Origin of the sequence: Trichococcus sp. K1Tr, assembly GCF_028309625.1 — a bacterium.
Taxonomy (GTDB): Bacteria; Bacillota; Bacilli; order Lactobacillales; family Aerococcaceae; genus Trichococcus.
This window is the reverse complement of record NZ_JAQMHR010000001.1, coordinates 179,450-201,201: the sequence shown is the minus strand read 5'-3', so window position 1 is coordinate 201,201 and position 21,752 is coordinate 179,450. Positions and strand designations below refer to the sequence as shown.

General features: G+C 46.4%; 23 protein-coding genes. 16 read left to right on the top strand and 7 right to left on the bottom strand.

Features of this window, described 5'->3' with window-relative positions; all coding sequences use genetic code 11:
• The first annotated feature begins 727 nt into the window (after window positions 1–727).
• From PH235_RS00995 to coaBC, 12 genes are all read left to right on the top strand, one after another.
• On the top strand, window positions 728–994 hold the full coding sequence (locus tag PH235_RS00995; protein ID WP_272160629.1) for a hypothetical protein: 267 nt from the start codon (window positions 728–730) through the stop codon (window positions 992–994).
• A gap of 643 nt (window positions 995–1,637) precedes the next feature.
• Window positions 1,638–2,681, top strand: a complete 1,044-nt coding sequence (trpX, locus tag PH235_RS00990; protein WP_272160628.1) for a tryptophan ABC transporter substrate-binding protein — start codon at window positions 1,638–1,640, stop codon at window positions 2,679–2,681.
• 5 nt (window positions 2,682–2,686) lie between these two features.
• Window positions 2,687–3,583, top strand: coding sequence for an ABC transporter permease (locus tag PH235_RS00985; RefSeq protein ID WP_272160626.1), 897 nt, complete (start codon window positions 2,687–2,689; stop codon window positions 3,581–3,583).
• A complete protein-coding gene (locus tag PH235_RS00980; RefSeq protein WP_272160624.1) occupies window positions 3,576–4,370 on the top strand; it encodes an ABC transporter ATP-binding protein in 795 nt (264 codons plus the stop codon). Before PH235_RS00985 ends, PH235_RS00980 begins: the two co-directional genes overlap by 8 nt.
• Window positions 4,371–4,389: 19 nt before the next feature.
• Complete coding sequence (locus tag PH235_RS00975; RefSeq protein ID WP_272160623.1) at window positions 4,390–5,244, top strand: LD-carboxypeptidase; 855 nt, start codon at window positions 4,390–4,392, stop codon at window positions 5,242–5,244.
• A 398-nt stretch (window positions 5,245–5,642) separates the two neighbouring features.
• Window positions 5,643–6,584 carry an aspartate carbamoyltransferase catalytic subunit gene (locus PH235_RS00970; RefSeq protein ID WP_272160621.1) on the top strand — a complete coding sequence of 314 codons (942 nt, stop codon included), beginning with the start codon at window positions 5,643–5,645 and terminating at the stop codon, window positions 6,582–6,584.
• A gap of 29 nt (window positions 6,585–6,613) precedes the next feature.
• Window positions 6,614–7,891, top strand: coding sequence for a dihydroorotase (locus PH235_RS00965; protein ID WP_272160619.1), 1,278 nt, complete (start codon window positions 6,614–6,616; stop codon window positions 7,889–7,891).
• Window positions 7,892–7,980: 89 nt separating this feature from the next.
• Complete coding sequence (locus PH235_RS00960) at window positions 7,981–8,634, top strand: YczE/YyaS/YitT family protein (protein WP_272160618.1); 654 nt, start codon at window positions 7,981–7,983, stop codon at window positions 8,632–8,634.
• A gap of 120 nt (window positions 8,635–8,754) precedes the next feature.
• A complete protein-coding gene (gene nrdH, locus PH235_RS00955; RefSeq protein WP_068559518.1) occupies window positions 8,755–8,994 on the top strand; it encodes a glutaredoxin-like protein NrdH in 240 nt (79 codons plus the stop codon).
• A gap of 138 nt (window positions 8,995–9,132) precedes the next feature.
• The gene (locus PH235_RS00950; RefSeq protein WP_272160615.1) at window positions 9,133–9,549 is read left to right on the top strand and encodes an OsmC family protein; all 417 of its coding nucleotides are present in this window, start codon (window positions 9,133–9,135) and stop codon (window positions 9,547–9,549) included.
• Window positions 9,550–9,654: 105 nt separating this feature from the next.
• A complete protein-coding gene (locus PH235_RS00945) occupies window positions 9,655–11,133 on the top strand; it encodes a phosphate:AMP phosphotransferase (RefSeq protein ID WP_272160614.1) in 1,479 nt (492 codons plus the stop codon).
• A gap of 24 nt (window positions 11,134–11,157) precedes the next feature.
• A complete protein-coding gene (gene coaBC, locus PH235_RS00940; RefSeq protein ID WP_272160612.1) occupies window positions 11,158–12,378 on the top strand; it encodes a bifunctional phosphopantothenoylcysteine decarboxylase/phosphopantothenate--cysteine ligase CoaBC in 1,221 nt (406 codons plus the stop codon).
• A gap of 664 nt (window positions 12,379–13,042) precedes the next feature.
• On the opposite strand, the gene PH235_RS00935 is transcribed toward coaBC, so the two are convergent.
• Both PH235_RS00935 and PH235_RS00930 read right to left on the bottom strand, forming a co-directional pair.
• Window positions 13,043–13,426, bottom strand: coding sequence for a hypothetical protein (locus PH235_RS00935; protein ID WP_272160611.1), 384 nt, complete (start codon window positions 13,424–13,426; stop codon window positions 13,043–13,045).
• A 172-nt stretch (window positions 13,427–13,598) separates the two neighbouring features.
• Window positions 13,599–14,153 carry a redoxin domain-containing protein gene (locus PH235_RS00930; RefSeq protein ID WP_160117098.1) on the bottom strand — a complete coding sequence of 185 codons (555 nt, stop codon included), beginning with the start codon at window positions 14,151–14,153 and terminating at the stop codon, window positions 13,599–13,601.
• Between the two features lie 277 nt (window positions 14,154–14,430).
• Between PH235_RS00930 and PH235_RS00925 the strand changes: the two genes are divergently transcribed.
• Together PH235_RS00925 and PH235_RS00920 are read left to right on the top strand one after the other, a co-directional pair.
• Window positions 14,431–15,564: a hypothetical protein gene (locus PH235_RS00925; protein WP_272160609.1), complete on the top strand. Its 1,134-nt coding sequence runs from the start codon at window positions 14,431–14,433 to the stop codon at window positions 15,562–15,564.
• Between the two features lie 13 nt (window positions 15,565–15,577).
• The gene (locus PH235_RS00920; RefSeq protein WP_272160608.1) at window positions 15,578–16,255 is read left to right on the top strand and encodes a PspA/IM30 family protein; all 678 of its coding nucleotides are present in this window, start codon (window positions 15,578–15,580) and stop codon (window positions 16,253–16,255) included.
• Between the two features lie 155 nt (window positions 16,256–16,410).
• Here the strand turns inward: PH235_RS00920 and PH235_RS00915 are convergent, their stop codons facing one another.
• Window positions 16,411–16,962: a tyrosine-type recombinase/integrase gene (locus tag PH235_RS00915; RefSeq protein ID WP_272160607.1), complete on the bottom strand. Its 552-nt coding sequence runs from the start codon at window positions 16,960–16,962 to the stop codon at window positions 16,411–16,413.
• 65 nt (window positions 16,963–17,027) lie between these two features.
• Window positions 17,028–17,264: a hypothetical protein gene (locus PH235_RS00910; protein WP_272160606.1), complete on the bottom strand. Its 237-nt coding sequence runs from the start codon at window positions 17,262–17,264 to the stop codon at window positions 17,028–17,030.
• 64 nt (window positions 17,265–17,328) lie between these two features.
• On the opposite strand from PH235_RS00910, the gene PH235_RS00905 reads away from it, so the two are divergent.
• Both PH235_RS00905 and PH235_RS00900 read left to right on the top strand, forming a co-directional pair.
• A complete protein-coding gene (locus PH235_RS00905) occupies window positions 17,329–18,297 on the top strand; it encodes a DUF1002 domain-containing protein (protein ID WP_272160605.1) in 969 nt (322 codons plus the stop codon).
• Window positions 18,298–18,487: 190 nt separating this feature from the next.
• Window positions 18,488–19,204 carry a M50 family metallopeptidase gene (locus PH235_RS00900; RefSeq protein WP_272160604.1) on the top strand — a complete coding sequence of 239 codons (717 nt, stop codon included), beginning with the start codon at window positions 18,488–18,490 and terminating at the stop codon, window positions 19,202–19,204.
• Window positions 19,205–19,270: 66 nt separating this feature from the next.
• On the opposite strand, the gene PH235_RS00895 is transcribed toward PH235_RS00900, so the two are convergent.
• The 3 genes from PH235_RS00895 to PH235_RS00885 form a co-directional block, all read right to left on the bottom strand.
• Complete coding sequence (locus PH235_RS00895) at window positions 19,271–19,651, bottom strand: hypothetical protein (protein WP_272160603.1); 381 nt, start codon at window positions 19,649–19,651, stop codon at window positions 19,271–19,273.
• A 131-nt stretch (window positions 19,652–19,782) separates the two neighbouring features.
• Complete coding sequence (locus PH235_RS00890) at window positions 19,783–21,048, bottom strand: diaminopimelate decarboxylase family protein (RefSeq protein ID WP_272160602.1); 1,266 nt, start codon at window positions 21,046–21,048, stop codon at window positions 19,783–19,785.
• Entirely contained in the window at window positions 21,045–21,749 is a 705-nt protein-coding gene (locus PH235_RS00885) for a TrmB family transcriptional regulator (RefSeq protein WP_106449515.1), read from the bottom strand. The genes PH235_RS00890 and PH235_RS00885 overlap by 4 nt, the downstream gene beginning before the upstream one ends.
• Window positions 21,750–21,752 lie beyond the last annotated feature (3 nt).

Here is a 21,752-nt window from a genome sequence, read left to right as displayed (position 1 = left end):
TCTGGCGTGTTTCTTCTCTGTGTCATATTTTGGTGCAAACCATAAGGGAAGACGCACTTGGTATGTATCTAGAGTGTCATTCACCGGATGGCAGATACCCAAAACGGCATGCAAGAAGGCAATATTCAAACCTAAAAACGAACAAAATACACAAACATAAGTTTTTTTAGTTCGTATAATATCAGAATAAAGAAGAAACATGCAAAAATATTCGGGTTTTTACTTTTATATTTCCAAAACAAGTAGATTTATAAATAAACACATGTTCCAAACGAGCGATTTTAAAACAAAAACAGTATCAATTCGACGAGGGGCTCCAGTTGCTGCTAAAATTCGGGAGGGGGGGTGGATGAAAACAAAATACTGTTAGTTTCCCAAGTGAACAATCAACATAATGACATTATATTTAATTTTCAGAGTTTGCCAATTTTTAATAAACAACAATGCAAGTTGTGTCGGATATCTCATTCAAAAAATGTAAAGTCCTCGTGAACAGAGTGTAAATATAGTATGATGAAATGCTTATACATAGGTATTTTTAGTGTTTTACCCTGGGATCCTTGGTGAACGATTTTGGAAGTTCATTCCATCAATTTACACGACTGGAAATTATTTTAGGACGGGGATTACATGGGTCTTTACACTCAAAAATAAATAAGATAACAATTTTACATAAAAATGTTGCTTTTAAAACGAAGGTGACTTATACTAAGGAAGTAATCGAAACATGGAAGCGGTTGCAACTTGCTTGCCGTTGTGTTTTTTGAATGTCAGCACCACTGTGATTGGAGCCCATCATAATGGGGGCCTGCTGTTCATTCATAAGCACCAGCAGAAAGTCATCAACTACGCGTCATGCGGTGTTGCAGAAGAAAAGGCTTGTGATATCCAAACTGAATCCATCGCGACAACTCAACTTGGGGCTTGTCGCTTATTAAAAATCTCATTGCTGGGCATGGTGATGAGGATAACCTTGGGGGAATGGAGTACGTAATGGATGAATCAACAAGATTGCAAAGTATGGTGTTTTGCTCAATTTTTCATAAGCTTCATCAGCAAACGTATACTGCCATTATTCAATGCATATCCATCCTTTATTCAGCACCCTTCGATTACACGTATACGCAGAATAGGTGAAATCATTTTGAAAGCCAATGTGGACTTCCCCCGAAGTTTTTTTGGGATGATCAAAGCGAAAAAGCATGATCACAAGGTAGTTCCTTGTTCATGCTTTTTGTTTTGCGGAAAGGAAGCGGAAGGTTATATGAGAATACCTCATCTTTTTCTAATCCAACTCTTGACTTTATTTTTCGCATTGGTTACTATTAAATTATCAATCAAAAAGGAGCAATCAAGCATGTCTGCATATACTCGCGTTTCCAAATTGAATTTTTTCGATTGGCAAAGCCACGTGGAGTAGGTTGTTCTTTGTGACGTATTGATTGTCCGTAGATACAGCCTCAGATGAAGCATCTGAACAGTATCTATGTGGATTACTAAAGATATTTAAGCCGCCACATAGACAATATCGGTCTGTGTGGCGTTTTCTGTATTCAGCCGCCATACTTGGTTCAGATGGCGGCTTTTTTTATCACCTTTTTACAGAATAAGAAGCAGAAAAATTGGAGGAATCAGAAATGAAAAAATTATTCAGAGCACGCGCAAGTATCTTGGCCCTAATGGCAGCGACAGTATTGATGGCATGCGGCAATTCGGATGCCAATAATTCGGACACCTCTTCGGACGGTTCCGCTGCAAGCTCCACCGACAGCATCAATCCGGATTTGCCTTACATTGGCATCATGCAATTGACTACCCACCCGGCACTCGATCAGATCGGGGAAGGCATCATCGACCAATTGGAAGAAGCCGGCTATGTGGATGGTGAAACGGCAACGATCGATTTCCAGAATGCGCAAGGCGACCAGTCAAATATGCAGTCGATAGCGGAGCGGTTCGTTTCGAATGACGCGGATATCATGATCGGCATCGCTACCCCTGCAGCACAAGCTTTGGCGAACGCATCCAGCGATATTCCAATCATTTTGGGAGCCATCACGGATCCGGTGGCTGCCAGCCTTGTGGAGTCAATGGAAAAACCAGGCGGCAACATCACCGGCGTCAGCGACAAAACCCCGGCCCGCGATCAATTTGTTTTGATTCAACAATTGCTTCCTGACGCCAAAACAATCGGTATCCTTTACTCATCCGCAGAGGACAATTCAATCAGTTCCGCTAAAGAGGCTGAAGAAATTGCTGCTTCATTAGGCTTGAAGACAGTCACGAAAACAGTCACTTCAACGAATGACATCGCGCAGGTCGCTGAAAGCCTTGCTTCCGAAGTGGATGCCATCTACGTACCGACAGACAACACAATCGCAAGCGGATTAGCGACATTGATCCCGGTTGCGGATTCTTACAACATCCCGGTATTCCCCGCTGTGGACACGATGGTTGAAGAAGGTGGATTGGCGACTATCGGTTTGAATCAATATGCATTGGGTACCCAGACTGGTGCTGTGGCGGCTGATATCCTGGCTGGAGCAGATCCCGCTACTTACCCAGTACAATACGCGACTGGCATTCAACTGGTCATCAATCAAGCGAAAGCCGACCAATTGGGCATCACGATTCCCGATGATGTCGCACAAAATGCCATCTTTGTAGGAGAAGGAGAGTAGATTTAATGAACATGATTATTTCCGCCGTCTCCCAAGGTTTGCTTTGGAGTATTCTGGCACTTGGTTTATTTGTAAGTTTCCGCATTTTGGATTTGGCCGACATGACAACCGAGGGGGCGTTTCCCCTCGGTGCAGCTGTGGCTGTACAAGCCATCACATTAGGGGCAAATCCTTATATCGCGATTATATTTGCCATCATTGCCGGCAGTTCAGCCGGACTGATCACTGGTTTTCTGATCACAAAACTGCAGATTCCCAGCCTTTTGGCAGGTATTCTGACGATGACCGGCCTCTATTCCATCAACCTGCGCGTGATGGGAAGAGCAAACATCAGTCTGTTGGGCAAGAATACGATTTTCACGGTTTTCGAAAATATGAATCTTCCCAGACATTTCGACACGATTATGTTGGGCTTGCTGGTAGTCGTCCTGATCATCGGGCTCTACGTCATCTTTTTCAAAACGGAATTCGGTCAAGCTGTCATCGCAACGGGTGACAACGAAGCAATGGCCCGCTCATTGGGTATTTCCACGAACACGATGAAAATCGTCGGCTTGATGATTTCGAACGGGATCGTCGCTTTGGCGGGATCCATCATCGCCCAGGATAACGGCTACGCCGACATCAGTATGGGTATCGGAACAATCGTCATCGGTCTTGCTTCGATCATCATCGGTGAAGTATTGTTCACGAATGTCTCTTTCAAGATGCGGTTGGTTTGCCTGATGCTCGGTTCTGTCCTGTACCGCTTGATCATGGTCATGGTATTGGAAGCCGGCATGAACCCGAATGACTTCAAGTTGATTTCAGCTGTATTGTTGACATTCTTCTTGGCGTTGCCGAAAATCAAGGAAACCTACTATATGTACTCATTGCGAAAGAAGGTGAAGCGAAATGACTAATCAGGAAGCGATGTTGACGATGTCACATGTCTCCAAAACGTTCTACCCTGGTTCGCCCAATCAGGTCAACGCACTGCAGGACGTCAATCTGACGGTCAGACAAGGCGATTTCATCACTTTGGTCGGAGGCAACGGTGCCGGCAAATCAACCTTGTTGAACGCCATTTCCGGAAACTTCCTGCCTGATACAGGCGATATCATCGTGAACGGACAAAATGTTACCTTCTTCAAAGAAGACAAACGGGCGCCTTACATCAGCCGGGTCTTCCAGGATCCAAAAATGGGTACCGCCCCACGGATGACGGTGCAGGAGAATTTATCCTTGGCATACCGCAGAGGCCAAAAACGGACGCTGCGCTTCGGGACTTCGCATGAAGAAAAAGCATTCTTCAAAGAGGAACTGAAAAAATTGGGCTTAGGCCTGGAAAACCGGATGGGCTCAGAAATCGGGCTCTTGTCCGGTGGTCAGAGACAAGCGATCGCTCTGCTGATGGCAACGATGAAAAGACCGGATATCCTGCTGCTTGACGAACATACAGCAGCATTGGATCCGAAAACGGCTAAATTGGTTCTGGAATTGACGAATCAACAAGTGGTCGACAACAACCTTACCAGCATCATGATCACCCATAACCTCCAAGATGCCATCCAGTACGGCAATCGTATGCTGGTGCTGCATCACGGTCAAATCATGAACGATTACGACGCTGAAACGAAGAAAACATTGACGCCCGAAAAAGTGTTTGCTGAACTTCAGGAATTATCCATCCAAGATATCTTGGTCTGACAGAAAGGTAGTGATCTTTATGTGGCATCCGGGAGATGCGATCGGCTTCATCAGCTGTTCGAACGGATTGACGAATAATGATCGCTCGTTGGAAATTGTGTCATCACTAAGCCGGAAACTCAAGAATGATTTTGGCCTTGAGACCGTAATGAGTGACGTACTTTTCCTGGATAAAGAGACACAGCAAACCGAGGCCCCTGCATCCCGTGCAGGGGCTTTGTTGTCCCTTTACTCCAACGCGAGCGTAAAAGCGATATTTGACTTATCCGGCGGGGATTTGGCAAACGAAATATTGCCTCATCTCGATTTCGGGATCATCAAAAGCAATCCCAAGCCTTATTTCGGCTACAGCGATAATTCCGTGATCGTAAATGCGATCCAAGCCAAAACCGGCATCCCAAATATCCTCTATAATCCCAAAGTGCTCGTGAGCCGGGAGGAAGCATTCCAAACACAAGCCCTCCGTGATTTATCCAGCGGTAATGACGCAGACTGGACCAGCACGTTCGAAATAAGCGGAAACAGTACCTCTGAGCAATCTTCGGCAGTTTTTGCAGGCGGGAATCTACGCTGTTTCCTGAAGCTGGCAGGGACCCCTTATTGGCCGGAATTGGAAAATAAAGTGTTGGTCCTCGAATCGGCAGGCGGCAGATACGAAGCGATGTGCAGCGGGTTGGCGCAACTGGAACAATTGGGCGCGTTCGAAAAAATCAATGGTATGCTCATCGGGCAATTCACGCAATTGGCTTTGGATGGAAAAACGGCTGCTTTTCTGGCTGTGTGCCGTGTCTATGCTTCACGGTATGGGTTCCCGGTATGGGAAACGGACTTCATCGGACATGATGACCGTTCCAAGCCGATACGTATAGGCTGAAGGAAATGTTTCTTGCTTGATTGCGAAAAAACACAACATCCGTTTAGTCATCATTGACAAAAGTGTCTATGCGCGTTATTATTTTAGCAACAGAATGAATTTCCTTTAACGAGAGTCCAGAGAGACTACTAAGGAGCATATCAGGCGTACTGCGCCTTCATCATGACTTTATGCCCATTGTCTCTTTGACCATGGGCTTTTTTTCTGGAGATTTATCCTATCGCACAATTTAATAGCGAATGTGAGACTTTAAGGGGGTCCTGTGAGGCCCGCAAGGTCACTAGATGGCCGCTCTGTATCCAAATCCGGGAGCGGCTGGCCTAGAACCCGAAGAGCTTACAAATTCTTCGGGTTCTTTTTGCCTCCATTCACAAAAAAACTAATTGGAGGGCTTTAAAATGATGCAGACAACAAATCAGATCGCATTAAAAAACTTTGTAAGTGTCGAGGAACTCACGAATCTGGAAATCATGTCGCTGATCATGCGCGCATCCGAATTCAAAAGCGGCGTCCAACCTGACAGGACTTTGACTGAGGGAATCTACGCTTCGAACTTGTTTTTCGAGAATAGCACACGCACACACAAAAGTTTCGAAATGGCGGAACATAAGTTGGGGATGAAAGTCATCAGTTTTGACACTTCGACCAGCAGCGTCACCAAAGGCGAAACGCTTTATGACACAGTCCTGACCTTATCGGCGATCGGTGTCGATGTGGTCGTTATCCGCCACAGTGCAGAAGCCTACTACAAAGAGTTGATCGAAAGCCCAGGGGTTACCGCGTCCATCGTGAACGGCGGAGACGGCGCTGGCCAGCATCCGAGCCAGTGCTTGCTTGACCTGTTGACGATCTACGAAGAGTTCCATACATTCAGCGGTGTGAAGGTGGCCATCTGCGGCGACTTGTCGCACTCGCGCGTCGCCAAAACAAACATGCAGATGCTGCAACGACTTGGAGCAACCGTCTATTTCACGGGTCCGGAAGAGTGGTACGATCCTACTTTCGACCAATACGGCACGCACATGGACATTGATGACATCATCGGAGAAGTCGATGTCATGATGCTGCTCCGCGTCCAGACGGAACGCCATGGCGGTAAAGCAATGCGCTATACAAAAGCAGAGTACCTGGATCAATTCGGACTGACTGTCGCTCGGGAAGCACGCATGAAGGAAACAGCCATCATCATGCATCCCGCTCCTGTCAACCGCGATGTGGAATTGGCGGACAGCCTAGTGGAATGCCGCCGCTCACGGATCGTGACGCAAATGAAAAATGGCGTCTTTGCCAGAATGGCCATATTGGAAGCCATCGTAAACGGAAGAACGACGAACGTATAACAATAACAATTCACCAGTGGAGGGATAACATGTCAGTTTGGATAAAAAATGCGAAAATGTTGGGTCAAAAAGAGGAACTTATTCCTGTAGAGATATATGTGAAAGACGATAAAATTGCCGCAATCGGCCAGGATCTGCAAGGAACGGCTAAGGATGCGACAGTCATCGATGCCAAGGGTGGTTTGGTCACTCCAGGATTGATCGACGTGCACGTACATTTGCGCGAGCCAGGATTCACCTATAAAGAGACAATTGAAACAGGAACACAAGCAGCTGCTCGCGGAGGTTTCACAACTGTCTGCGCGATGCCGAACCTGAATCCAGTTCCGGACACAGCAGATAAATTCGCTGCAATCCAACAGCTGATCAAAGACACAGCCATCATCAAAGTCAAGCAGTACGCGCCCATCACCGAGAACTTGCGCAGTGATGTCCTGACCGATCAGAAGCAATTATTGGAAGCCGGCGCTTTCGCTTTCACTAACGATGGTGTAGGTGTCCAAACAGCTGGAACGATGTATTTGGCGATGAAGGAAGCCGCAAAGAATAATGTCGCTCTTGTTGCGCATACAGAAGACGATTCGCTGTTGTTCGGAGGCGTGATGCATAAAGGCACCCGTTCCGACGAATTGGATCTGCCGGGCATCTTGAGTGTGACGGAATCGACCCAAATCGCCCGCGACGTGCTTTTGGCGGAAGCGACAGGCTGTCATTACCATGTCTGCCATGTTTCCACGAAAGAGAGCGTGCGCGTCATCCGTGATGCCAAACGCGCTGGGATCCATGTCACTGCCGAAGTAGCACCGCATCACCTGATCCTGATCGATGGTTCGATCCCAACGGATACTGCCATCTACAAAATGAATCCGCCGTTGCGCGGCGCTGAAGACCGTGCAGCCTTGATCGAAGGTTTGTTGGATGGCACAATCGACTGCATCGCAACTGATCATGCACCGCACGGCGAAGAAGAGAAACAAGGCGGTATGGTCGGCGCTCCATTCGGCATCGTCGGCATCGAGACTGCTTTCCAACTGATGTATTCCAACTTCGTCTTAGGCGGCGTCTTCACCTTGAAACAACTGGTTGATTGGATGACCATCAAGCCAGCAGCATTGTTCGGTATGGAGTCAGGAACACTGGATATTGGCTCCCAAGCGGACATCGCCATCTTCGACTTGGCCAACGAATACGAAATCCGCAGCGAAGACTTCCTTTCGAAAGCGACAAATACACCATTCACCGGCTGGAAAGTAAAAGGCGAAACGCTTTATACACTAGTGGACGGAAAAGTCGTCTACTCAAAATAAATAGAAGATCCGGAGTAAGCAACGAATTGCAATTCGTTGCTTATTTCTTTATAATGACTTAGCAGAATAATGAATGGATAGGTGAAAAAATGACGAAACATTTAAAAAACATGTTATTGGTCATCGTTGCGGTCATCATAACCGCTATCGGTGCGAGCATCACGGTGAAAGCCAACGTGGGCGTGGGTGCCTACGAAGCCCTTAACATGAGCATCAACCAACTTTCCGGCATCAAAATCGGAACGCTGGCAATCATCCTGAATGTCATATGTGTCGTGATCCAATGGCTATTAATGAAAAAAGATTTTTCGCTCAGACAATTGTTTCAGATTCCTGTCACATTGATCCTCGGCCAAGTGATGAACCTGATGCTTTATACGGTATTTTCCGGCGTAGCGATCGATCAATACTGGGTGAAGATTGCGATGGTCATTTTAGGGGGCATCATAGCCGCAATCGGTGTCGGATCGATGATGGCTTTGAATTACATCAATATGCCGTTGGAGGGCGCTTGTATGGCCTTCAGTAATCGTTTTGGCCTTAACTTCGGGAAAGTTCGCCAAATGGTCGACGTGCTGTTGATCGCATCCGCATTGCTGATCGCATTCTCAACTGACACGGCCATCACTGTGCGTGAAGGGACCATCCTCAGCATGCTTTTCTTCCCGCCAAGCATGAATTTTATCTATGAAAAACTTAAAGCTTCCGCAGCTGCTCAGGAACTTTCCATCGATCTGGACTGATTATTCACGTTCCGAATCACTATATATGGTTTGTTTTTTACAAAATAATACTGTATGATGTATCCATAAGCTTTATTCGAAAAGAAAATTCTTATCGGATAACCAATGGGGGAAACTATTATGTCTAACAAGAATGTCACAGTATATACGAAACCGAATTGCATGCAGTGCAATTTCACAAAGAAATTTTTGGATGATAACAGCATCCGTTATGAAATCAAAGACATCCAGGAATCCGAAGTGGCCCTAGCGGAAGTCAAAGAGTTGGGTTTCCAATCTTTGCCTGTAGTCGTCTTTGATGGCGTGGAGCCGTTTTTCGGCTTCAGACCCGATTTGCTTGAACAGTTGATCACCGCTTAATCACGCAACATCCGACAGCACCAGATTTCCCTTTAGGGGATATCCGGTGCTGTTTTTTTTCAGCCAAATGCGGTGAATCATGTTAAGATAGAGGAAAGCAGCAACAATTTTTGTGACTGGAAAGGGGACTTTTTAAAAATGAACAAATCGTTATATCATACGGAAATCATCAATGATGAGGGATTGAACGGGACCGTATCTGTTTCGGATGGGGAATCCTTGCAAACTTCAGACCCGTTGAAGGATTTAGCCGGCTTCAATCCGGAACAATTATTCGGATTATCATGGTCTACTTGCTTGAATGCTACAATAGAGTCTTTGCTTAAAGCGAGGAAAGCCGAGGCGAGAAGCAAAGCGGAGGTCCATGTCGATTTCTGCAGGGAAGAAGACGGAAAAGGTTTTTATTTCGATTTGAAGGCGTTTATTTCGGTCGAAGGCATGGAGTTGGCAGATGTCGAGAAACTTGCGCAATCAGCCCACAAACGCTGTCCTGTTTCAAAAATCATCGGCGACTATAATCACATCACGCTGGAAGTTGTCCCGTACGCAGAATAATTATTACCTTCAGAACCTTTGCTTTAATCGGCAGCTAATCCGTATCCCTTTGCATCAGTCTGTTTTGTGATAAAATAGTGAAAAGCAGAAAAGGTGGCGTAGCGTATGTTAAAAGATTTCGATTTTGACAAAAAAAACACGACATTATCCGGCACAAAAAGGTCCGAACTCGGCAGTGAATTGGCCGCTTTGCAAAGAAAACTGGTCGATAGCGATTCATCCATGCTGATCATCGTCGACGGCTGGGAATCCTCAGGTAAAGGGCATATATTGAAGGATCTGACGAGGGAATTGGACCCGCGTTTTTTCGAAGTAAGCGTCTTCGATGATGCCTTGGACGATTATGCAGAGCGTCCGTTTTTGTGGCGCTTCGCACGGGATTTGCCCGGAAAAGGAAGGATTGCTTTTTTTGATCGGAGTTTCTATTCTGAACTTATGAACGATCTGAAAGTGAAGGATGAACGCCTGGAACATCACCTCGGCTATATCAGTTTTCTGGAGCGGATGCTGGTTGCCGACAACACAATTGTCCTGAAACTGTTTCTTCACCACTCGGAAAACACGATGGAAAAACGGATTGCGAAACTGAAAGAAGATCCGTACAGAGAATTCCTCATCACGAAAGACGATGAAAAACAACTTAAAAAATACACTAAATATTTGAAACACTTCGACAAAATTTTGGAAATGACAAATTTCGAGTCATCTCCGTGGCACGTGATTTCTTCAGAGGATCTGAAAGACGCTTCCCGAGAAGCGATAAGCATCGCGAGCAGCACTTTGAAGAGCCACCTCGAGCAAACTGAAAAGAAACCACCGGCGCCGATACGTTCCGGCCTGAAGGAAAAGCCACTGGCTAAAATCGATTTGAAAGCTTCCATAACGGAAGAAGAGTATGAAGCGCAGCTAGCGAAACTGCAGGAAGAAGCGGGTGAATTGGTCTACGAAATGTGGCTGAAAAAGATCCCGTGTATCCTTGTGTTCGAAGGGACGGATGCAGCCGGCAAGGGTGGCGCAATCAGCAGATTGACAAGGTTGATCGATCCCCGCAGTTATGATGTCGCCACGACAGCCGCACCTACGGAAAACGAGAGCCGGTATAACTATCTTTGGCGCTTCTATCAGACTTTCCCGGTAAAAGGAAAGATGACCATTTATGACAGAAGCTGGTACGGCCGCGTATTGGTTGAACGGGTGGAAGGTTTCACGCCAGAGCACCGCTGGGCCGCTGCCTATGATGAAATCAATGAAATGGAACACAACTTGGTCCATGATGGCTTGTTGATCATTAAATTCCTGATTGTGATCGACAAAGAAGAGCAAAAACGACGCTTCAAAGACCGGGAAAACGACCCGGAGAAGAATCACAAGCTGACCGACGAGGATTGGCGAAACCACGAAAAATTCGAGCAATACGAAAAAGCAATGAACGAAATGGTCGCTAGGACGGACACGAAAGATGCTCCGTGGATCATTGTCGAAGGGACCCAAAAAGAATATGCCCGGATCAAAGTGCTGAAAGAATTCATCAGCCGGGCAAGAGCCTTCATCGCTAGCCAAGAGGGCAACAAGCAAGGAAAATAGTCGAATGTAAGCGGGGCGTATAATTTGTTAACAAACAAGAAAGTAACCATCTATGTAACGGGCGGCATTGCAGTCTATAAAGCAGCCGATCTCGTCAGAAAATTCATCAAAGCGGGCGCCGAAGTTAAAGTCGCGATGACCGCTTCGGCCCAGGAATTCGTCACGCCGTTGACATTCCAGGTATTGAGCAAGCACGACGTCTACACAGACACATTCGATGAAAAAGATGCACAGTTCGTCAGCCATATCCATTTGGCGGATTGGACTGAGCTTGCCGTCGTAGCGCCGGCAACAGCAAACATCATCGCCAAAATGGCGAACGGCATTGCCGATGATTTTGTGTCGACAGCGCTATTGGCTACGACGGCTCCACGGCTGATCGTGCCAGCCATGAACCAGCATATGCTGGAGAATCCGGCTACAGTCCGGAATATGGAAGCTCTGAAAAGTTACGGCTATGAAATCATGGAACCTGACACAGGCTTTTTGGCTGAAGGATATGAAGGCAAAGGGCGCATGCCTGAACCGGATAAAATTGTGGAGGCAGCGCAGCTAGTCGTTCTGAATAACGCCAAAGAACTGCCTTTGAAAGGCAAAAAGGTGCTCATCACAGCGGGAGGAACAAAAGAGCGCATAGACCCGGTCAGATTCATCACCAATGATTCTTCCGGCAAAATGGGCTACAGTTTGGCGAAAGCCGCCCGTGACTTAGGCGCTGAAGTGACATTGGTAACCGCAACGAATCTGTTGCCGATTCCGTTTGGGGTCGAACCAATATCCGTACAATCGTCCGAAGAAATGGCAACGGCAGTTTTAGATAAATTTCACAATATCGACATGGTCATCATGGCAGCTGCTGTATCAGATTACAGGCCCAAAACGCAAGCGTCAGTCAAAATCAAGAAAACGAACGAGGATTTGACGTTGGTTTTGGAGAAAACCATGGATATCCTAGCTGAACTCGGGAAAAGAAAAACGGGTCAATTTTTGATCGGTTTTGCGGCTGAAACGCATGAAGTCGAACATTATGCGCTGGACAAGCTGAAACGCAAAAACGCGGACATGATCGTAGCGAACGACGTTTCAAAAGAATATGCAGGATTCAACAAAGATACAAACGAAGTGATCATTTACCAAGCGGATAAAGAACCGATCCAAATTTCGGTGCGGTCAAAAGATTTGATTGCGGAAGAAATCTTGTATGCAGCGATTGATTCGATGCATGATGAAGTTGGCACGGAATAAGTTAAAATAACGAATAATTAACATAATGTAGCAAAATTGCGATAAGAATGATCATTTCGCAATTTTGCTATTTTTATGCGGTGTGATCAGGATGAATTTGATTATTGCTGTTTCTTATCACTTTTATATTTAACTTCGTATAATATATATTATGTAAACTAGAATATAGGATTTTCCCGGATACGATCTGATGCGGTCTTAACCCCCCGTTTTTCAGGTTTTTATAGGTCCAAAATCGCCTCAGGTTATCTATTGATAATTATTGGCAACAAAAACATTATTTTTCATGTTCATCCGTTGGATTCGTTGCTTCAGGGGTAATCAAGCCATAAATGCCGGCAATCCAACAAAATAATCAGCTGGACAGTCAGCCATTACAAGCATTTATGGATTAGATTGACATGAACATAATCAGGCCGCAGCAGATAATTATTGTTGAAGGGCCAGCTGATTGAAGTTATTGAGCCGCGATTGAAGGAATCTTAAGGCACAGGAAGGTTTGCACTGGTATTTGGATCATTTGGCTTGAGTAATGGGAGCTTCCATATAACGAACGGGTCTTAGTATGGGCCTGAAATACAAATCGGCTTATCTGGGCTGCACGAACGGGATAAAATCCCGCCCGAATCACAGATAAGCCTGAACAAACATTATAGTATAGTTGTCAATCGAAATACGCAAAAAGCTTTTCTTTGACTTCCTCAAGAAATTCCAAATCTGAAGCAGTAGGATTTTCGATTTCCAGCAATGTGAGATAATCATCCGTATCCACGCTGTTGAGGACCAGTTCGGCTAAAGAGCCATGGGGAAATTTGTTCATACGGATGTCGAGCCCAGCTTCCAGATAAGCACGATTACAACCTGAACAGGACTGAACCTTCCTGATCAAATCATCATAATTCACGTTTTTTCTTTGCTCGGTTACGATTTCTTCCATGAAGGTCAGGATATCTTGTTCCGTTTGACTCTTGTATTCCGGAGCCACCCTTTCTTTCAGAACCAGCAAAAATTGCTCCAATTTCAATCTGTTGACTGTTACGTTTTTCATAGTACCATCCACTCCTCGCTCCAGACAGGCTACCAGTGTCGTTTACACCTATATATTACCACCTTGGGAGCTGATTGGACGAATGATAGCGTTTGGAGGTTAGACAATAAAAAAGCGGATGTGCCCTTTCCTTCTCCAGGGAAATGGTCGCATTCGCTTCTGTTTATTATTTTCAGCTTCTTACAGGCACAGCCTGCAGCATTTGGTACAATTCTGATGGAGATGGCACGTCGCTTATGTTTTCGGAGTAATGGCTTAAAACCACTTGCCCTTTTCTATCGACAACGATTGTCGCTTGCAGTTGCAGTTCATTCCCCTCAAAACGTTGACATTCGATCCCATAGTATTCGAATTCCAGCAGTTTTTCTTCGGAGACGCCGTAAACAAGATTGCGCATCGAATCCGATGAAGGGATATCAAAGTGTTCATACAAGGACTGGTCAGGATCTGCTATGACGGTATATGGGATTTTCATTTTTGCTGTTCTTTCGGAAACAGCGGCTTCTGCACCTTGTATCACCATCATGATCTCGATCCCCTGATCTTTGAGGAAATGATAGGCATCCCGGTATTTCAGCATGTCCAACTGACTCATGCCGCAGCCCAGATGTCTCAGGAAAATCACCGCAGTGAAATCACGTTTCAGCTGAGATCGGAAACTTTCACAATTCCCATTCTTCGTCAAAAATAAAAAATCGTCTATTTCTGTTCCTTCGGTCAACTTCACTTGGCCCACCCCTTCCGCATTTTCCCGCAACAGGTTGTTCCTGATGCAGTTTGCCGTACAATTAACACAATTTGTTGACTCTATGTAAGAATATCTTACCGTTTCTTTTTGATTTTGTCGATGATATCGTTACATTATTCGTCAGAAAATCTGACATGGATTTTTCTGAGGGCTGTAAGTGTTGTCATATTTATCCAATGGCTTTAAATTGACAGCGCTTACGCACTATGATAGATTGACTTTGATGAGGCGAATAAGTACTCAAGGAGGTGTATGTATGGCAAGAGGAGGCGGTGGCGGATCACGGGGAGGTGGTGGTTCTTTCGGCGGGAGTCGTGGTGGCGGAGGCCGTAGCAGTGGTGGTCGCGGCAGTTCTTTTGGAGGCGGTTCCTTCGGCGGCAGTAAAAGCGGTCGCGGAGGCCGGGGCGGATCTTTCGGAGGCGGTGGGTTTAATATCCCCCGTTCCGGTTCAAGCGGTCCGATTTTCCGGAGTGGACCCATTATCAGAGGACCCTCATCCGGCGGTCCCAATTATTCCGGCGGCGGTTTCAGAGGTGCTCCGGGCTGCGGTTTAGGCTGCGGTACGATCGCATTGGTTGTGATCATTCTGGCTATTGTTTTCGGTTTGATTTTCTCTTTCAATTCGGGATCTTCCCTTTCCGGGTCGGGTGGGAACAACGAAATCACCCTTTCGACTGTGGAACGGGAGCCTCTTCCGGATGGTTCGGTCACGGAAACGGATTATTACACAGACACGATCGGTTGGATCGGGAACCGCTCTGAGCTGACCTCGGGGATGAGGCATTTCTACGAAAAAACCGGCGTGCAACCCTATCTGTACTTGACGGATGACATCAACGGGTCGACGAATCCTTCGATGGAGGATTTGGAAAGCTTCGCGAACGAAAAGTATGATGAACTATTTGCAGACGAAGCCCATCTGCTGTTGGTCTTCTTCGAATATCAATCCAGCATGTATATGGATTATTATGTGGTCGGTACGCAGGCTGCGACTGTCATCGATACCGAGGCTGGAGATGTCTTGCTTGATTACATCGATTCCTACTATTATGATGACAACAGAACGGATGAAGAATTTTTCAGCGACGCATTCCGGGATTCAGCTGATCGCATCATGGAAGTCACACGGTCCCCATGGATTGCCATTCTGATTATTTTCGGTGTCGTCATCCTGCTCGCCCTTCTGTTCTTGTGGTGGCGGCATGCAAAAAAACAAAAGAATCTGGAGGCGCAGCAAACCGAAGAAATTCTGAAGACGCCGTTGGATACGTTCGGCAACACCGAGGCGGAAGAACTCACGAAAAAATATGAGGCCGATGTCCCGCAGCAAGTCGATACCAGCCCTACCCCGCAGGCAGAAGAAGAAACCAAGGAAGACACGAACCCATGAGGAGGAAACTGAAATGGCAATACTGGAAAGATTCTCGGATATCATCAGTGCGAACATCAATGCTTTGATCGACAAAATGGAAAATCCGGCCAAAATGATCGACCAATACCTGCGCGACATGATGGAAGATTTGGCCGAGGTCAAAAGAAGCACAGCCGGCGTCATGGCGGAAGAGACCCGGACCAAGCGTTTAGTCGATGAAAACCAGGCGGAAGTCATCAAATACACCGATTATGCCAAAAAAGCCTTGGAAGCCGGCAACGAGAACGACGCCCGCATCTTCCTGACCAAAAAGCAAGAATTGGAAAATGTCGGTGCAGGATTGGCGACTTCATACGCCTCGGCTCATGAAAATGCCGTCAAGATGCGCCAGATGCATGATAAATTGGCAACCGACATCGAAACGCTCAAATCCCGCCGCGAAATGATCAAATCCAAGATGGCAGTCGCCAAAACCCAGGAAACACTCAACAAAGCGACAGATTCCATCGCCAGCACGAAAGGTGCCATGACCTCCTTCGAACGCATGGAAGAAAAAGCCGACAAAATGTTGGACGAAGCGAATGCGATGTCCGAGCTGAACATGACACCGATCGATGAAGCGAAAGCGCTGGAAGAAAAATACGCCAGTCAAGGCTCGGCATCTGTCGAAGATGAGCTTGAGCAAATGAAAAAAGATATGGGATTGTAAATCCCATCAAATTAAATAAAGTGCACCCTGCCGGTTTTGGATGGCAAGGTGCACTTTTTGCTGATTTTTCTGAAACGCATTTTGAGGCGATTTCAACCGGAAATGTGTACCCACCATCACGAAACTCTCTCAAAACGCGTTATTTTTTATTGGCGTTAAAATCCGAAATCGACCCGTTTGTAAACGTTGTTGATGTTCTCCTGGGTGATGTCGATATAGCGGAGCGTGACCGCCTGCGATGAATGCTGAAAGATTGTCTGGAGCAAGGAAATGTCGACGCCCTGCTTGTAGGAATGATAGCCGAAGCTCTTCCGCAGCGAATGGGCGCTCAAGGTGATGCCGATCATATCCCCGGCATGCGCGATGATGCGGTGTGCCTGCGTGCGCTTGATGTGGCTGTTCTTGTCGGCGTTGGAATAGAACAAATAATCAGCAGCAGCCAGCCCCTCCCTTTCCACATAATCCGAAATGGATTGCTTCAGGCGGTCATGGATGGCCAGTTCCTTCTTCTTGCCCGTTTTCATCTCGACGATCTGATACGACTCTTTCCCCAGTACTTGCCCTACCTTCACGTTCAGGATGTCGCTGATGCGCAACCCGGTACGGATGGCATACTCAAGCAGCAGGCGATTTTTCGAATGAGGCGGATAAACGTCCATCAATGTTTGGATTTGGCGGATGTCTTTGATTGCATGGGTGGTATTCACTGAAATGACCTCTTGTTTCCTCTATTTTTGCCCTCTGATAATGGGATGATTTCTGTTGTTTTCGCTTAAAAAAGCATACCATTTTGGCATTGATAAATCAATGTTTTATGAGGAACACAATTATACATGTGTTCCCCCATTTGGTATCTCAATCCCATCTTTTGATTGGCTGCAGAAACGACTTTTGAGACGATTTCGGGCATGACTGCGGCCAACGGTGCGCGAAAAGGCACGACAGGCTCATCTATGGGAATACTTTGACTTTGCGTCACGGAAGCTTCATAATTAATTAAAGAAATCATAATACATTTCGTAGGTTATCTTTGATACAATGCAAGCATGCTACGAAAGAAAGAAGGTTAAACCATGAAACTGAAAAAATTTATGACAGTAGGTCTGGCTTCGTTGACCTTATTGGGAATTACCGCTCCGGCAGCATTCGCCGATAAAGTTGCAATCGAACCGATTTTCACTTACGGCGAAAGTCTGAATGCCGCCCAACTGGAGGAAACCAGAAAAACACTGGGAGTAGCCGAGGGGACGAACGAGCTGGTCGTGGCCGTCAATGAACTGAACGGCTTGCTGCAGGATGATTATCCTTATAGCCAAGTCTATTCGAGCACGTACATCACGCCTGCCGACAGCGATGGTGCTGTTTCGGTGGAAATCCTGACTCCTGAAACCATCACCGCAATCACGGAGGCGCAATACAAGAATGCCGCCATCACAGCGGGCGCAGTGGATGTGGACATCAAGGTAGCGTCCGCTGTAACGGTTGACGGATCCGGCGCATTGGCCGGTGTCTACAAAGCTTTTGCTGATTCAGGAAACACACTGGACGCAGCAGCTGTGGAAGTCGCCCAGGAAGAATTGGCTGTCACTTCTGCAGTAACCGAGGAAAACCAAGCCGACAGCGGCTATTCGGATGAATTGATGAACGCTGCAATCGTGGAAATGAAACAGGACATCCAAGAAGCCAAGGATGCGAACAACGGTAACATCAGCGCTGACGACATCCGTCAAATAGTTGAGGATGTGCTGAAGAACTACAATCTCGACGACATCCTTTCCCAAGACAACATCACGAACATCCAGAACCTGATGATCAATTTCGGCGACATCAATCTTACTGCGGCGCAGAAAGAACAGATTGCCGCTTTCGGTGAGGAACTGCAGGCAACCGGAGGAGAATTGTTCGAACAGGCAAAAACGGCCTGGAGCAATGTCGATCAGGAACAACTGAAGGAAGACAGCATGGGCATATGGGAATCCATCGTCCAATTCTTCTCGAACCTTTTCGGCGGGAATGACAGCACAACAACTGAAACGGAATAATTGAAGAACCATTAGTTGCATGTAAAAGAAGCCTCCCTTTCTGATTTTATCGAAAGGAAGGCTTCTTGCTGTTTAGGGATTCAATTGGAATCAATCATGATAATTCCCTGTTATCTTCACAAAAAAATACAATTTGCATGTTATCCTCTTGTATGAGTATTGATGCATTTATAGAAAGGAGGATACTCGTATGATGGACCTTCCCGTGTTGATTGCTCTCTTTTGTGCGGTGGCCTATTTCACCTTTTCTAGCCGCGGCATACTTGCGTATACGTTCGGAATTTATCTGGACCTCCCCAACGTCATCATCCATGAATGCGGCCATGCTTTGACGGCGCGCTTATGGGGTGGAAGCATTCAGTCGATAAAATTCAATGTCCTTCCCTCAATCGTCAAAAGCGGCGGCATCCTCGGTTTGGCCGAAATTGGATACCGCAGTGGATTGGGGATGTTCTTTAGCCTGTTGGGCGGTTATATTTCGCAGGCATTGTTCTTTGTTCTAATGTCCTATCTCTATTTACAGGGACTGCTGTTGTGGATTATTCCGCTTTTTTTGGGCATCTATTTGCTAACCAATTTGTTGGCGAAGGAAAAGAGTTTTTGGCAGAACCTGATTATCCTGATTGTGATTGGAAGTTCTGTTCTGGTTTACCGTAACAACTACAGCTTCCTGTTGCGGATTTATCAATCCGTTGACGTCATCACAATCGGTTTCGTCGTCTGGTATATGCTTGGTTTGGCCCATCAATTTTTCATTGTTTTGCTTTTGAAAAATGACAGCCATTGGGACGGAACAGCCTTGGCGACAAAAACATATATCCCTACCATCATCTGGAAAGTATTCTTTCTCATTGCCATGGGCGTAGCGTATTTCGCCCCCTCTTGGCTGCAACTACTGTTGGTTTAAATCAGATAATACAAAAAGCTGAAGAAACGCCTCTATAATGGCATTCTTCAGCTTTTTTTGCTGGTGTTATTGTTCGGCCAGATGCGCTTCAATTTTGGCAATGTCGATCCAATCTTTTTCTCTGCCCAGCTGTTTCTTCATAACGATGACTGATTCCAGGCTCGCGACCGGAACCTCCTCGATCATCGTGATATCCCCTCTATGCCAATCCTCGAAAATTTCCACATCATCGCTGTAGATCACTTTGCGGGCAAAGTCGCCTTGTTTGATTGGGTATCCTTGAGCCGCTAAAGTATGGAACGCTTCCTTTGTGCAGCTGATGTCGATATCTTTTGTTTCCTCTTTTATGCCATGCATAACCAGTGCCGTTCCGGTGATGACGCAATAGTCTCCCGGCTTCAACTGAAGCGCCGATACGCTTTCCTTGATCGTTTCTTTTCGGAACATGTATTTCACCCCTCGTTTGTTCATCCAGGGAACATTATATCATGCAGTCAGATCAATTTATTGAAGCGAAGCAAAAAAAGACGGGCCACCGAACAGTTTATGTGCTCGTTGGCCCTCTTATTTGATTCCGTTTATTTCACGTCTTTGAAAAGACCCGTAAAGTCGAACGTTGCAAAGTAATCCGCTGGTGTTTCCGCGCGACGGATCATTTCCGTGCCACCGTCTTCCTTCAACAGGATTTCGGCCGAACGCAATTTTCCGTTGTAATTGTAACCCATTGAGAAGCCGTGCGCTCCTGTGTCATGGATCACGACCAAGTCGCCGATGTCGATTTTAGGCAACATGCGGTTGATGGCGAATTTGTCGTTATTTTCGCACAATCCTCCGGTCACATCATACAAGTGGTCTGCTGGCTGATTTTCTTTGCCCATCACGGTGATGTGGTGATAAGCACCGTACATCGCCGGACGCAACAAATTGACTGCGCTGGCATCCAGACCGATGTAATCTTTGTAGATGTGCTTTTCGTGGATGGCCGTCGCCACCAAACAACCGTATGGCCCAAGCATGAATCTGCCCAGCTCCGTATAGATCGCAACATCGCCAAGGCCGGCTGGTACTAAGATCTCTTCGAACGCCTTGCGGACACCTTCGCCGATTTTAGCTACATCCGCAGCTTTTTGTTCCGGTAGGTAAGGGATTCCGATTCCGCCTGAAAGGTTGATGAAAGTGATATCCGCGCCTGTTTCTTCCTTCAGTTCAACGGCAGTCTGGAACAGGATGCCTGCAAGGATCGGATAGTACTCATCCGCTACGTTATTGCTGGCTAGGAAAGAATGCAGGCCAAAGTGTTTCACGCCTTTTGCCATCAACTTTTTGAAGCCTTCCGTCAATTGCGGACGAGTGAAGCCGTATTTTGCGTCTTCGGGTTTGTCCATGATTTCATTATTGATCGTGAACTCACCGCCTGGATTGAATCGGCAGCTGACCGTTTCCGGCAATCCGGCTGCTTCTTCCAGGAAATCGATGTGGGTAATGTCATCCAAATTGATGGTCGCATTCAGTTTGCGGGCAAATTGGAAGTCTTCCTTAGGCGTCACGTTCGAAGAGAACATGATTTCATCGCCTTTGAAGCCGAGTGCATCGGACATCATCAGCTCTGTATAAGTCGAACAATCGACGCCGCAGCCTTCTTCCTTCAGAATCTGCAGAATGGCCGGTGTCGGTGTTGCCTTCACAGCGAAGTATTCTTTGAAGCCTTTGTTCCAGGAGAAAGCCGCATTCAATTTGCGCGCATTCTCACGGATACCTTTTTCATCATATAAATGGAAGGGCGTCGGATACTGTTGTACGATTTCTTCCAATTGTTCTTTTTCAACAAATACTTTTTTTGTCATTTCGCTTCAAATCCTCTCATCATTTCGACTACTTTGATTTCGTTCTGCAACGATTCTTTCAATAAATCAACTACATTTTTCTTCCCGGAGTACAGGCAAGTGGAAAACTCGCCCTCGTCGATATCACCAGTCAGAACGGTCGTGGAATCCACGATGATCCGTACTTGTTTCTTCGGCTTCTCCAAAACATGGACAGTCATCCCATCCTGCGGGAATGGCGTATCGGTTATGACAACCATTTTTATGCCGCGCTGATGTGCTGCCTGCATTTCTGTCAAAAGTTCCGGCAGGATATTCCCGGAAACGGACAAGTAGACGCGTGACTTCGATTCTGAAATCATATTGCGCATTTTGTCCATTATGCGGTGTTCGCCTGTGATGGTTATGTACCCCTCCGCATCTTCTCTTCTTTGGGGGATATTCTTTATCAATTCCTGCTTAGATTCCTGAAGGGATCGGATTTTGTTCCCGCAGAATTCCTCCACAGGTACTGGAGTGTAGCGGGTCGTCTCCCCTTCGATGATGAAGGCCGCTCCTTTTTCAACCAACGAAGCCAATGATGCATAGGCGTTCGAGCGCGAAATACCGGTTATTTTTGATACTTCATAACCATTCAGGTCCCCGTCCGAAAGCAAGGTCAGGTAGATCGTCGCTTCATGCCTGGTCAGATTAAATCGCGTCAACAATTCTGTGTTATCCACTGA